Below are 13,270 nucleotides of genomic sequence, written 5' to 3'. Positions count from 1 at the left end.
TGATTGAGAGTGAAGAAAATTGCAAGTGTACTAATGGCTATCATTTTGTTAATGAGTATAGCTGGGTGCTCATCACCAAAAAAAGAAACAGCAAAGCAGGTAAAGAGTGAGAGTAAAGAGCGCGTTGTTGCAACAACAGTGGCTGTTACTGAAATTATGGATGCGTTAGAAGTAGATTTAGTTGGCGTTCCAACAAGCTCTAAAACTTTACCGAAGCGATATAAAGGTTTACCTGAAGTTGGGAATCCAATGAGTCCAGATATGGAAAAGGTAAAGTCATTAAAGCCTTCAGAAGTGTTATCTGTGACAACACTTGAATATGAATTAAAGCCAGTTTTTGATGGTGTGGGTATGAAAGCAAACTTTTTAGATTTAACGAGTTTGAAAAATATGCAAAGTTCTATTAGCCATTTAGGTAAGAAATATGGGCGTGAAAAACAGGCCGAAGCAGTAGTAACTAAATTAGATAAAAAGGTTGCTAGCATTCAAAAAGAAGTAAAAGGAAAGAAAGAACCGACAGTACTTATTTTATTAGGTGTGCCGGGAAGTTATTTAGTAGCAACAGAGCATTCTTATATTGGAGATTTAGTGAAACAACTAGGTGGTAAAAATATTGTGCAAGATGAACAAGTAGAATATTTAGCTTCTAATACAGAGTATTTAAAGAAAGCTGATCCAGATATTATTTTACGAGCAGCTCATGGTATGCCTGATGAAGTTGTAAAAATGTTTGATAAAGAATTTAAAACAAATGATATTTGGAAACACTTTGCTGCGGTTAAAAATAACCGTGTTTACGATTTAGAAGAGTGTTTATTTGGAACGACAGGCAATTTAGCAGCAATTGAAGCGTTAGATGAATTGAAAAAAATGATGTATCCGTGATGCATTTTAATATAAAGGAAGAGTAGAATGAATAAAAAAACTTGGAGTTTCCTCATTGTTACTGCATTGCTTATTGTTATGACATCATTGTCAGCGATGAAAGGGAGTTTAGAAGTAGGTATTGTTGAACTTGTACAAGGGATATTTACAGGTGGAAATGAAGATGTTGAAGTCATTAAAGATTTACGTTTCCCGCGTATTATTATTGCGTTGTTCACTGGAGCGGCTCTCGCTGTTTCAGGTGTGCTTTTTCAAGCTGTTATGAAAAATCCACTCGCCGATGCTGGGGTAATCGGTATATCTTCAGGAGCAAGTTTTATGACACTCGTTATTATTACGTTGTTTCCGCAATTCTTTTTCTGGACACCCGTATTCGCCTTTTTAGGTGGTGCGCTTGCATGTTATCTCGTGTATTCGTTTTCATGGAAATCAGGATTAAGCCCGCTTCGCATTATTTTAATTGGTATTGCCATTAATGCAATGTTTACTGGATTAAATGAATCATTCGTTACGATTTGTGGGTATTTTATTAAGAGTATTAAGCAAACGACGACTTCTAATATAACAATGAAGACGTGGGGCGATGTAGAAATAATGGTGACTTATGGAACGATTGGTCTTATTCTTGCTCTGTTCGTAGGAGCTTGGTGTAACTTATTATCGCTACAAGATAAGACTGCGAAAAACTTAGGCTTGCACGTGACGAGAGTTCGTCTTATTATTTCTGCCATTGCAGTACTCTTAGCGGCAGTATCAACAGCGATTGCAGGTGTTATTGCTTTTGTAGGATTACTAGTTCCGCATATTTCAAGACAATTAGTCGGTTCAGACCATAAAGTATTAATTCCATTTTCTGCGCTTGCAGGGGCGTTATTAATTTTGACGGCAGATACAATTGGAAGGTTAATTGTGCCACCTAACGAAATTCCAGCAGCAACAATTATGGCGGTTATTGGTGGTCCATTCTTAATATTTTTGCTTAGAAAGAGTGATAAAGTTCATGGAAATTAAAAATGTAACCTTTTCATACGATAACGTAACAAATCGTTTAAAGTCTGTTAGTAGTGAAATAGAAATTGGGAAAATTACAACAATCATTGGACCGAATGGATGTGGGAAATCAACATTACTTAGTGTCATGTCTAGAAACCACGCTCCTAGCAGTGGAGAAGTAATACTTGATGGGAAAGCGATTGGTGAATATAAACCGAAAGAGTTTGCTAGAAAGCTAGCAGTTGTCCATCAACAAAATGAGGCTCCAGCAGATATTACAGTGGAAAAGCTAATAAGCTTCGGGCGTATGCCATATAAAAATATATTCTCTCCGCAAACAGATGAAGATAGAGAAGCGATTGAGCGTGCACTAGTATGTACGAATTTACAAAGTAAGCGTGATAAGCCAATTTATGCTTTATCTGGTGGAGAGAGGCAGCGAGTTTGGATCGCGATGACATTAGCTCAAAATACACCAATGCTCTTCTTAGATGAGCCGACCACATATTTAGATATTTACTATCAGTTAGAAATATTAGAGTTAGTGAAAGAGTTAAATGAAGTGCATGGACTAACGATTGTAATGGTATTACATGATATTAATCAAGCCATTCGTTATAGCGACCATATTATCGTTATGAAAGATGGAGAAATCATTACGAAAGGTATTCCTAATGATGTAATAACAGAAGAAATGGTTAAAGCAATATATGGTGTAGATGTCATTGTAAAGCAGGATGAAGATACCGGATTGTACATGGTACCTATGGGAATCTAAAGGCTGAGCATAATCCGTTTTGAGGTGATAATTTGAATAGTAAGAAAGGACGGAAAAAGAATTCTTTTTTTCAACGCATACTTACAATTGTGTTTTTAGGAATCTTTTTCTATTCAATGTATGAGTTGGGCGGGATTTTCATGGATTATTATGAAAATCGTAAAGTAATGGCTGAGGCACAACATATTTATAAAAGAAGTCCAATGGAAGAAAAATCAGAAAATGGAGAGGTACGTAAACAGTTTCAGGATCTCCAGAAAATTAATCCAGAGATAGTCGGATGGATTACGATGGATGATACACAAATTAATTATCCAATCGTTCAAGCAAAAGATAATGATTACTATTTATTTCGTAATTATAAAGGTGAAGATATGAGAGCGGGAAGCATTTTTATGGACCATCGTAATGATGTGAAATCTCAAAATCGAAATACGATTTTATATGGCCATCGTATGAAAGATGGTTCTATGTTTGGTAGTTTAAAAAAAATGTTGGATGAAGACTTTTTTATGTCTCATCGTAAATTATATTACGATACATTATTTGAAGGATACGACGTTGAAGTTTTTTCAGTATACACGACAACAACGGACTTTTATTACATTGAAACGGATTTTGGAAATGATGCGGCATATGCATCGTTCTTAAAGGAAATTCAAGAAAAATCACTGTACAAAACGGATACGGAATTGACGGCTAATGATGAAATCGTAACACTTTCTACTTGTGATTATGCTCTTGATCCAGAGGCTGGAAGGCTAGTTGTACACGCAAAATTAGTAAAAAGAAATTAAAGAAAAAAGTATAGAATATGAGAAGTGATAGATAACGCTTCTCATATTCTATACTTTAAAAAAGGACTGTTCTTACTGTGCTGCAGCCATTGGCATACGTACAACTTTTACATCATAGTAAGCAATTTTATTATCAAGAATATATTCTGGCATTCCGCCTTGATGTGAGTGAGCATCTTTAAATGCAGCGCTCTTTGTCCAACCTTGGAAATCTTCTTTTGCATTCCAGCGAGTGCTAATTGTTACTTCATCATAATCAACTGTATTTTGTGTTAAAAGAACTTCTAGACCTAAAAAGCCTGGCATCGTTTCAACTTTACCTACTTTATTAAAACGCTCAATTAATTTATGCCCATTTCCCTTTGTAATTTTAGCTGTATTTGTAACAATAATCATGTTTATTCCTCCTATAAATGTAGCTATATTTTCAAGAACTCATATACATCAAATGATAATGAAAATCATTATCATTGTCAATGGTAAATGTGAAATATATAAGTTTTTTTCTATTATTTTGGACAGTGAGATTTTCATTTCAAAACATAGTAAATATGTGGCGGTTAAGTGCGAGAATGAGCTAGTTGTACTAGCAAAGCAATAATATGGTATAGTGAAACGAGGCTGTTTTTTCAGTCTCGTTTTTCAAATGCTTCCTGTAGAGAAAGCATGCAAATGGAAAGGAAGTTATTATATGCGATTAGAAGTAACTGTAAAAATAAAACCGAAATTTATAAAAGAAATTAAAAGTGGATATCCGCTTATTTTAAAAGATGCGATTCAAAATTTAAATGATGTTCGTGAAGAAGGAACAATCATCAAAGTAGTAGATGAGAAGAACAACTTTGTCGGAAAAGGTTATTATGGAAAGCAAAATAAAGGATACGGCTGGATTTTAACGAGAAAAGAGAGTGAACAAATTAATCAATCTTTCTTTGAAAGTAAAATCAAATCTGCCCTACATAAACGAAAGCAATTTTATAAATCAAGTGATACGACAGCATTCCGTGTGGTGAATGGTGAAGGTGATGGTCTTGGAGGACTAATTATCGATTATTATGATGGCTACTACGTAGTAAGTTGGTATAGTGAAGGGATTTACACTTTCAGAGATGAGATTATAGCCGCTCTTCAAAAAGTAGCAAACTTTAAAGGTATTTATGAGAAAAAGCGTTTTGATACGAAAGGGAAATATATTGAGGGTGATGATTTCGTAGCAGGAGAGCGCGGCGAGTTCCCACTTATCGTAAAAGAGAACGGTGTGAACTTTGCGGTTTATTTAAATGATGGGGCAATGGTTGGTGTATTTTTAGATCAACGTAACGTTCGAAAACAAATTCGTGATAAATATGCAAAGGGAAGAACAGTGTTAAATATGTTCTCTTATACAGGTGCTTTCTCTGTATTTGCAGCGCTTGGCGGAGCAAGTAAAACGACGAGTGTTGACCTTGCAAATCGTAGTTTAAGTAAAACGATTGAGCAGTTTAGTGTAAATGAAGTTGATTATGAAGCACAAGATATTATTGTAGAAGATGTATTTCTTTACTTCAAATATGCAGCTAAGAAAAAGATGAAATTTGATATGGTCGTACTTGATCCTCCAAGCTTCGCCCGCTCAAAAAAATATACATTTAGTGCAGCAAAAGATTATAAAAATTTATTAAAAGAAACAATTGCTATTACAGAAAATAACGGTATTATCGTTGCTTCTACAAATTGTAGCGCATTCGATATGAAAAAGTTTAAAGGCTTTATCGATACAGCCTTTAAAGAAATGAATGGCAAATATAAAATATTAGAAGAACATTCTTTACCAGAAGATTTCCGTACCATTGATCAATTTAAAGAAGGAGACTACTTAAAAGTAGTTTTCATCGAGAAAATTAAAGGTTAATAAAGAAAAGGAGCTCGAGTTTACTTGAGCTCCTTTTCTTATTGAACGATATTTTGTACTCTACCGACTTGTCCGTCCTGCAATCGCACTTTAATGCCATGCGGATGGGAAGGGGAGTTTGTTAAAATATCTTTTACAATTCCACGTGTTAATTTGCCTGTTCGTTGATCTTGTTTTAATACAATATCAACTTCAAGACCGGGCGCGATATTAGAACGTTTTTGTCCGTTCATTTACACACCTGTACGTCTACGTTGGTTGTTTGTTTTCTTTGTTTGTTGGTTTTGTAATTTTTTCGTTTCTTGGCTTTGATTTTTTGCATTTTGACCATTTCCATTTCCTTGCTTTTTCTTAGCAAGTTGTTCGCGCATTAAATCAGCTAAGCTTACTTTTTTGTTTTCTGACATGATAAGTCTCCTTTATATAAAGTTAATTATGAACAATCGTAGTGAATTTCATCATATCATTGTTAAGGAAGGAAGGGAAGTTGGTTTGAAAATTCATATATTTGTTTCAAGTCTGTAGTAGTTACGATACAATTGAGTTGTTAACGTTTGTAAAAAGGGGATAGACATATGTCACATCATATTTTATTAGTTGAAGATGATCTCTCAATTCAAGAGATGGTGGAAAAGTATTTGATAAAAGAGGGCTTTCAAGTAACAATTGCGTCTGATGGAGAAGAAGGCGTGAACACATATTTAAAAGGTTCATTTGATTTGATTATCCTCGACATTATGATGCCGAAGCTAGATGGCTTAGAGGTTGTACGAATCATTCGAGAAAAAAGTGCTGTTCCGATTTTAATGATGTCGGCAAAAGATACAGATGTTGATAAAGCTGTTGGATTAGGACTTGGAGCAGATGATTACATTTGTAAGCCATTTTCTATGATTGAATTAGCTGCACGTGTAAAGGCAGGTATTCGAAGATCTACGAAATATTCGGCTACAGAAACAACAGAAAAGATGATTCAAATTGGTGATTTAACGATTGATCCAATTAATTTTACTGTGGAAAAAAACGGGAAGCCTCTCAAACTTACTTTAAAAGAATTTGAGATTCTAAAATTGTTTGTAAAAAATCAAAATCGTGTATTTACAAAAGCACAAATATATACACTAATTTGGAACGAAGAGTATTACGGTGACGATAACGTTATTAATGTTCATATGAGAAGGTTGCGTGAGAAAATCGAAAGTGATCCATCTAATCCAGAATATATTAAAACGTTATGGGGTATCGGCTATAAGTTGGAAGTGATGTAATATGGTCAATTTGTTAATAAGTATTATTTTTATATTGTTATGTGTCATTTACATACAATATAAAATGAGAAAAAATAGTAGTAAAAATTTACGATACACATATGAAAAATTAGAAAATATTGTAAATTTACAAACGGGCGAGACGCTACTCGTTATGACAGATGATCTAGAATTGCAAAAATTATTAGTGGCAATTAATCAATTATTAGATGCAAAACAGAAAACGAATGCAGATCATGCAAAAGTAGAAATTTCGATGAGAAAAATGCTTTCAAATATTTCACATGATTTAAAGACGCCACTAACAGTTATTCTTGGATATACAGAAATGTTAAATAAGGATAAAACGATGAATAAAGAAGAACAGCAAATATTACTTGAAAAGGTGCATGTGAAAACACTAGAAGTAATGGAACTGATTCATAAGTTTTTTGATTTAGCAAAACTAGAATCTGGTGACAAGGCAATCGAGATGACAAAAGTAAATATGAATGAAGTTTGTCGTGAGAAGATTTTATCTTTTTATGATTTAGTGACGGCGAAAGGGTTTCAAGTTCATATTGATATACCAGAAAGAAATATATATGCACTTGGAAATGTAGAAGTATTAGGTAGGGTATTGAACAATTTAATATCAAATGCAATTACATATGGAGACGATGGAAAGATACTGGGTATGACGTTAAGAGATGATGAAACGAATGTGTATATAGACGTATGGGATACAGGAAAAGGGATTGATGAATCTCATATTGATAAAGTGTTTGAGCGTATGTACACACTTGAAGATTCGAGAAATAGATTGTACCAAGGAAGCGGTTTAGGGTTAACGATTACGAAAAGACTGGTGGAAGCGATGGATGGAAAAATCCATCTTTCTAGTAAACCGTATGAAAAAACAATTTTTACAATTGTATTAACAAAGATACAGTTTTAGCTTGTAGAGCAGTAGATTCTACAAGCTTTTTTTCAGCGTAAGGAATTTGTAAGAAACGGGTAAGAAAAAAGAGATTTCCGTTGTCTATTATAGAAATATAGAGTATTGCGAAAGGGGAAAGTAACATGACATATATATTAAAAACAAATCAGTTAACGAAAGTGTTTAAAGGGAAAGAAGTTATTTCCGGTGTTAACATGCATGTGAAAAAAGGAGAAATTTACGGTTTTTTAGGACCAAACGGTGCTGGTAAAACAACGATTATGAAAATGATTACAAATTTAATAAAACCGACGAGCGGTGAGATTGAAATTTTCGGTGAGAAGTTAACAGATACATCTTATGAAGTATTAAAGAGAATGGGGACGATTATTGAATATCCAATCTTTTATGATAAATTAACGGCGAAAGAAAACTTAGAATTACATTGTGAATATATGGGCTATTACGATAAAAATGAAATTGACCATGCTTTACATTTAGTGAAGCTGCAAGGTATAGATAATAAAAAAGTAAAAGATTTTTCATTAGGAATGAAACAACGACTCGGTATTGCAAGGGCAATCGTAACAAAGCCAGAATTACTCATTTTAGATGAACCCATTAACGGTTTAGATCCAATTGGTATTAAAGAATTAAGAGACTTATTTAAAATGCTCTGCAAAGAATATGGCATTACATTATTAGTTTCTAGCCATATTTTAGGTGAGATGGAATTAATGGCGGATACAATTGGTGTCATTCAAAATGGAAAACTAATAAAAGAAGTTTCAATGAAGAGTATTAACGGAAAACAAACAGAGTACATTGAAATTACTGTTCCTGATGTGAAGCGTGCAGCTTATATTTTAGAAGATAAACTTGGTATAAAAAACTACAAAATAATGAGTGGAAACATGATTCGGGTTTATGAAGTGGCGGTGACACAGCAAGCCATTTCCAAAGCACTTATTATGAACGATGTGGAAATTGAAAGTATTAATAAGAAACATAGTTCCTTAGAAGAATATTTCTTAAATGTAATGGATGGAGAGGGCATTCATGCTTAATGGACTGTGGCTGAACCTGGTAAGTGGATTTATCGTAATGCTAGTAAGTGGAATTTTATATTATAGAAAACCAGAGCGGAAATGGTTGTTAATCCTACTAGTGATAGGAATGTTAAGCTTCGTTACTGCTGGAATTAGAATGTTAGCAGCGTAGAGACAGGTATATAAAGAATGGAGGCGTGGTTTATATGTTTAAATTAATGAAGCTCGAATGGAAGAAACATCAATTATCTAGTTACTTTAAAAGTGTAGCAATTTGTATTATAGCAATTTTCGCTGCAGTAAGCCTTATGGCATGGGGAATGAAAGCCGAGGGAGACGTGCTCTTCTTTGACTTCACACAGAACATGGCTTTAGTAAATATTTTTATTAGGATAACATTCATTATTTTTAGTTCAGTCATTTTATCACGTTTAGTAATTGATGAGTATAAGAACAAAACGATACAACTATCATTTATGTATCCGCTACAAAGGAAAATGCTAATGAGTGCGAAATTAACAATTGTTTTCTGTTTTTGTTTTGTGAGCACGATTATCGCGACTTTCATTATTAGCTTGCTCGTATATTTTGTGAGTCCAATGATGGGACTGATTGAAACACCTGCTACGATAGGTGAAATAATAGCTATGGTTCCAGGTACTATTATAAGTGCATTTATGATATCTGGTATAAGTTTAATTCCTTTATTTTTTGGAATGAGAAAGAAATCGACACCGACAACGATTACTTCAGCAGTAATAATTGGCTTGCTGATTAGTGGTAACTATGGTCCTGGAAACGGTCAAGTAAGTATGTTTGATTTTATAGCTATCCCAATCGTGCTCTGTTTATTAGGAATTTTCATTAGTTATCTATCGTTTCGTAAAATCGACAAGATCGATGTGGCGTGAAGCAAGCTTAAAACGAAAACGAACTGGGGTATGAATAGTGAAAAAAATAATAGTAATTGCAATATTATTCATTACAATTGCTAGTGCGGTTTTTGGTTTTAAGATATTTCAGGGGAAAGATTTTAAGAAAGAAAAGTCTTTTGAGATAAATAATATAAAAGAAATAGAAGTAGACAATGAAAACTGGAATCTTGAATTTAAAAGTACAGACGCTAATAAAATAATAATTTCCGCTCAAGGTGAACAAGCAGATAAAGAGATAGATCCCGTCAAAATAGAAAATGATGAAAATAAAATTATGGTTAAGCAAAAACAAGAGGCGAACAAATTTTTTAATGGTTTTACGTTTAGGAAGAAGAATAGTATATGTATAGCTATTCCGAAGAAAGAAATAGATAAAATTGTATTAAATAATAAATCAGGTGATGTGAAAATAAGAGATATAGTAGTAAAAAGTATCGTGACGAAAGGCAAATCTGGGGATGGAATGATTGTAGGACTATCAGCCGAGAAAGGTGAATTCATATCGCAAAGTGGAGAGTTAGTTGTAAAAGATAGTTCAGTACAAGAATTAAATATAAAGTCTACGACTGGTGATAACTATATAACAAATGTAAGTAACTCAAATATGAACATCATTTCAACATTTGGGGAAGTATTGCTGAAAGATATGACAGAAGGAAAATCATTATTTATAGAAACAAAATCAGGGGATATTGGCGTACGGTATAAAGGTGTCCCGGCATCATTGAAGCTTATGGCTAAAAGTAATTCGGCTGACGTAATAGTGGATTTAAAAGGACTTAAGAAAGATAAAAATACAGAAAAAATAAAAGTAGGAACGATTGGTGATGCAAAAAATGAAGCGAAGATTTTAAGTGAAACAGGAGTCATTTATATTGATTAAATCTTAGGAGGAAGGAGGACACTATCATGCTACATTTAATGAAGCTAGAATTGAAAAAGTTTAAGCTTGGTTGGTACGTGAAGAGAGCAATTATTGCAAATATTGTTATACTGGCATTAATGATCTTTGTGAGCATCATTGCTCAAGTAGAAGGTGATGCAGAAATAAGGAATCCAGAGACGATATTGTTAATGGCTAGCACAATAGTAAGAGCAACGTTTATTGTTTTTGGTAGTGTATTAATCGCAAGGCTAATAATTGGTGAATATAAAAATAAAACAATACTACTTATGTTTTCTTACCCTATTAATCGGAAGAAAATGATGGCTAGTAAGTTGGCTATTACAGCGATAGTAACATTTATAACAGTTATTGTATCTAACATTTTAGTAGTAGGAGTTTTCTTTGGTATAGATAGCTATTTTTCAATTCTTCCTAATTCATTTACAGTAGATCAATTGATGCAAGAAGGAATAAAACTAGTTCCTTTAGCCATTGCAACTGCGGGGATGAGTTTAATCCCATTATATTTCGGAATGCGTAAACGCTCCGTGCCAACTACAATTGTTTCATCTCTTATCGTTGTCACAATTGCAATGAATGGCAACCCAGAGTTTTCTACAGCAACTTTTCTTCCCCTTCAACTAGCACTCGCAGCAATTGGAGTTGTGATTGCGTATTACGGCATTAAAAATATAGAGAAGGAAGATATAGCAGTATGATAAGAATACGTAAAAGGAGTTGGTGTTATACTAACTCCTTTTTTGTATATGTATGCTTCGTTACTACTCTGTAAATTTGGAGTGTTTGCTTAAATACGCTTGTACTTCTGGAGAAATATTAAAGTTATTAGGACTTTTATATTCGATAGTAAACTCTCCGTCTTTATTTGTTTCAAAGGCGATTGCATAGCTATTCATTTTAGCATCGTAAGAAGTGTTTTTGACTTCTGCATCTAGATTAAAATATTTTGTAATATACTCTTTTGATTCCGTAATTGCTGTTTGTTTTCCCCAAGGGGTACCATAATAGGTGAAATAAAGAGATACACTAATAACTCCAATAATAGAAGTTAGTAAAATAGTTCCCATAGCTATTTTTTTATTTTTTGTATTCAATTTGGTTACCCCTCTTCGTAATATGTATTCATTTTAACCTATATATTCCATAAAACAACCATTTAGAAAAAATAGTTTCACATGAAACAAGTTACAGAAAAAGACAAGATGTGTAAACACCTTGTCTTTTTTGTCGTTACATTTTAGGAGCTTCCATTCCAGCCGCAGCCCATTCTTCTTTTGCGGGGCCATATACGCCAGGAACTGTTAAGCCGGCTTGTCGCATTAAAACCGTCATTTGCCCGCGGTGATGATTTTGATGATTAATAAGTGTCATTAAAAATATAGAATTCGGCATAGGGCGACCAAAGAAGTCATTAATAGTTGCTAAATCTTTATTAGTCCATTTACTTTGAAGTGCTTCAACAAAAGCCGCATTCACTTTACGGTACTCATCTGCAATTGTTTTTGCAGAAGTTGGGACAGGATAATCTTTCGTTTCTCCTTCAAACTTTAGCCCTGTGCCAGATAGTATAACAGGAATTGCCGTCACGATATGCCAAGCGACTCTTCCTAACGTCCAATGTCCAGGTGCAATTTCTTGTGATAAAGATGCATCGGTTAATGAATCAAGCATTTTCTGAGTAGACTCTGCTTCGTATGTCCATGATTGCAAGAAGCCTTCAATTGTTTGGTACATTATTGTTATCCCCCTCTACTTATGTTCATAGATTAAGTTCGAGAAGAAATGACAAGTTCCCTTTATGTTTTAATAATGGTATTTAAAATTTTATATATAAATTTTATGATACTATTGAGTGTATATAGAATTATATTAATTCAGGGGGATATTATGAAAAGATTGATTTTAGGAATCATAATTTTATTTTTAATGGTAGGATGTAGCAATGAAACCTATAAAAAAGCAATGGATCAAGGGAAATTGGCGTTAGCGAGTAAAGAATATGACACGGCAGTAGCATCATTTGAGCTAGCATTAGAAGAGAAAAAGGATGATAAAGAAGCAAAGGTATTAAAAGACCAAACTACTAAGATGATAAGTTCGATAAAAGAGAAATCGAGTGGAAATATAGAACAAGCAATAGGTTTGTTTCAAGAAGTAGAAAAGATGAAAGATGGTTCCGCAATCCTTCAAAGTCAAGCGAAAGAACAAAAAGATTCGCTCATAGAGCATAAAGAGTTAAAAGGTCAATATATAGGTCAATTGGAAAAGGCAGAGAAGTTAAAGAATGATAAAAAGTATGAAGAGGCTAAAGGGATAGTAAATAAAATTGTTAACGATACTGGCCAAAATCAACAATTTATTTCGGAAAATCAACGGGCCGAAGAGCTGAATAAGCAAATAGATGGCTTACTAACTCAACAAGCAGAAGTTAAGAAAAAAGAGGAAGAGTTAAAAAATGAAAAGAAAAAAGAGGCTGATATTGGAAAGTTAAAGGGGTCTTGGATGTCATCAGAAAGTACAGACAGGCCAGTTGGGTTGGAAATAGAATCTATTAATAGTGAGAAAACAGGCGGAGAATTTATGGAACATAATATTTTTGGGAAAGGGACTACTATAGGAGACTTTCGAATATTAAGTGTGGACCAAGGGATTATTTCTGTAGAGCTTGTATTTTTAGTGGGGGAAATAAAGCATAAGGCTGATTTGAAAATTGAGGAGAACACATTAACTGTATATCATGAGTTTATGGGGAGTACTGAATCTGTGAAATTAGTGAGATCAGAGTAATTTATCCCGCTATTCACCTGCAGTAAAATTCCCACCTCAAGATTCGGCTGGAGCAAAGAAG

18 protein-coding genes are annotated in these 13,270 nt (G+C 33.7%); 13 read left to right on the top strand and 5 right to left on the bottom strand.

Going from position 1 to position 13,270, the window contains the following annotated elements; all coding sequences use genetic code 11:
• Positions 1-3 precede the first annotated feature (3 nt).
• From isdE to srtB, 4 genes are read left to right on the top strand one after another with little or no spacing between them, the layout of a single operon-like run.
• On the top strand, positions 4-885 hold the full coding sequence (gene isdE, locus GD442_RS22300; protein ID WP_159365206.1) for a heme ABC transporter substrate-binding protein IsdE: 882 nt from the start codon (positions 4-6) through the stop codon (positions 883-885).
• A gap of 27 nt (positions 886-912) precedes the next feature.
• Complete coding sequence (locus GD442_RS22295; RefSeq protein WP_001036848.1) at positions 913-1,896, top strand: FecCD family ABC transporter permease; 984 nt, start codon at positions 913-915, stop codon at positions 1,894-1,896.
• Positions 1,886-2,656: an ABC transporter ATP-binding protein gene (locus tag GD442_RS22290; RefSeq protein WP_000403758.1), complete on the top strand. Its 771-nt coding sequence runs from the start codon at positions 1,886-1,888 to the stop codon at positions 2,654-2,656. Before GD442_RS22295 ends, GD442_RS22290 begins: the two co-directional genes overlap by 11 nt.
• A gap of 32 nt (positions 2,657-2,688) precedes the next feature.
• On the top strand, positions 2,689-3,453 hold the full coding sequence (gene srtB / locus GD442_RS22285; RefSeq protein WP_001086126.1) for a class B sortase: 765 nt from the start codon (positions 2,689-2,691) through the stop codon (positions 3,451-3,453).
• Between the two features lie 72 nt (positions 3,454-3,525).
• Here srtB and isdG read toward each other — a convergent pair whose 3' ends face one another.
• Complete coding sequence (isdG, locus tag GD442_RS22280) at positions 3,526-3,849, bottom strand: heme oxygenase (RefSeq protein WP_000587818.1); 324 nt, start codon at positions 3,847-3,849, stop codon at positions 3,526-3,528.
• 295 nt (positions 3,850-4,144) lie between these two features.
• On the opposite strand from isdG, the gene GD442_RS22275 reads away from it, so the two are divergent.
• The gene (locus GD442_RS22275) at positions 4,145-5,344 is read left to right on the top strand and encodes a class I SAM-dependent rRNA methyltransferase (protein ID WP_001235507.1); all 1,200 of its coding nucleotides are present in this window, start codon (positions 4,145-4,147) and stop codon (positions 5,342-5,344) included.
• Positions 5,345-5,382: 38 nt separating this feature from the next.
• Here the strand turns inward: GD442_RS22275 and GD442_RS22270 are convergent, their stop codons facing one another.
• Together GD442_RS22270 and GD442_RS27890 are read right to left on the bottom strand one after the other, a co-directional pair.
• Complete coding sequence (locus tag GD442_RS22270; protein ID WP_001014310.1) at positions 5,383-5,577, bottom strand: YwbE family protein; 195 nt, start codon at positions 5,575-5,577, stop codon at positions 5,383-5,385.
• Positions 5,578-5,751, bottom strand: coding sequence for a hypothetical protein (locus GD442_RS27890; protein WP_001293578.1), 174 nt, complete (start codon positions 5,749-5,751; stop codon positions 5,578-5,580).
• Positions 5,752-5,919: 168 nt separating this feature from the next.
• Between GD442_RS27890 and GD442_RS22265 the strand changes: the two genes are divergently transcribed.
• The 7 genes from GD442_RS22265 (at position 5,920) to GD442_RS22240 (ending at position 11,120) form a co-directional block, all read left to right on the top strand.
• The gene (locus tag GD442_RS22265; RefSeq protein WP_000018056.1) at positions 5,920-6,612 is read left to right on the top strand and encodes a response regulator transcription factor; all 693 of its coding nucleotides are present in this window, start codon (positions 5,920-5,922) and stop codon (positions 6,610-6,612) included.
• 1 nt (position 6,613) lies between these two features.
• On the top strand, positions 6,614-7,549 hold the full coding sequence (locus GD442_RS22260) for a HAMP domain-containing histidine kinase (RefSeq protein ID WP_000247684.1): 936 nt from the start codon (positions 6,614-6,616) through the stop codon (positions 7,547-7,549).
• Between the two features lie 125 nt (positions 7,550-7,674).
• Entirely contained in the window at positions 7,675-8,598 is a 924-nt protein-coding gene (locus GD442_RS22255; RefSeq protein WP_000221069.1) for an ABC transporter ATP-binding protein, read from the top strand.
• The gene (locus GD442_RS27885; protein WP_000931817.1) at positions 8,591-8,752 is read left to right on the top strand and encodes a hypothetical protein; all 162 of its coding nucleotides are present in this window, start codon (positions 8,591-8,593) and stop codon (positions 8,750-8,752) included. Before GD442_RS22255 ends, GD442_RS27885 begins: the two co-directional genes overlap by 8 nt.
• Before the next feature lie 34 nt (positions 8,753-8,786).
• Positions 8,787-9,491, top strand: coding sequence for an ABC transporter permease (locus GD442_RS22250; RefSeq protein WP_000475552.1), 705 nt, complete (start codon positions 8,787-8,789; stop codon positions 9,489-9,491).
• A gap of 37 nt (positions 9,492-9,528) precedes the next feature.
• A complete protein-coding gene (locus GD442_RS22245) occupies positions 9,529-10,398 on the top strand; it encodes a DUF4097 family beta strand repeat-containing protein (RefSeq protein ID WP_000720987.1) in 870 nt (289 codons plus the stop codon).
• A 26-nt stretch (positions 10,399-10,424) separates the two neighbouring features.
• Positions 10,425-11,120 (top strand): ABC transporter permease, encoded by a 696-nt coding sequence (locus tag GD442_RS22240; protein ID WP_000902926.1) that lies wholly within the window; start codon positions 10,425-10,427, stop codon positions 11,118-11,120.
• Positions 11,121-11,183: 63 nt separating this feature from the next.
• Here GD442_RS22240 and GD442_RS22235 read toward each other — a convergent pair whose 3' ends face one another.
• Positions 11,184-11,516, bottom strand: coding sequence for a YfjL-like protein (locus GD442_RS22235; RefSeq protein WP_001093296.1), 333 nt, complete (start codon positions 11,514-11,516; stop codon positions 11,184-11,186).
• Positions 11,517-11,652: 136 nt separating this feature from the next.
• Positions 11,653-12,156, bottom strand: a complete 504-nt coding sequence (locus tag GD442_RS22230) for a DinB family protein (protein WP_000284980.1) — start codon at positions 12,154-12,156, stop codon at positions 11,653-11,655.
• A 153-nt stretch (positions 12,157-12,309) separates the two neighbouring features.
• Between GD442_RS22230 and GD442_RS22225 the strand changes: the two genes are divergently transcribed.
• Positions 12,310-13,209 (top strand): tetratricopeptide repeat protein, encoded by a 900-nt coding sequence (locus GD442_RS22225; protein WP_000825580.1) that lies wholly within the window; start codon positions 12,310-12,312, stop codon positions 13,207-13,209.
• Positions 13,210-13,270: the final 61 nt, after the last annotated feature.

It is taken from the genome of Bacillus sp. A260, from assembly GCF_009861435.1.
GTDB classification, from domain to species: domain Bacteria; phylum Bacillota; class Bacilli; order Bacillales; family Bacillaceae_G; genus Bacillus_A; species Bacillus_A cereus.
Note: the sequence above shows the minus strand (reverse complement) of the source record. Positions and strands in the feature narration are given on the sequence as shown.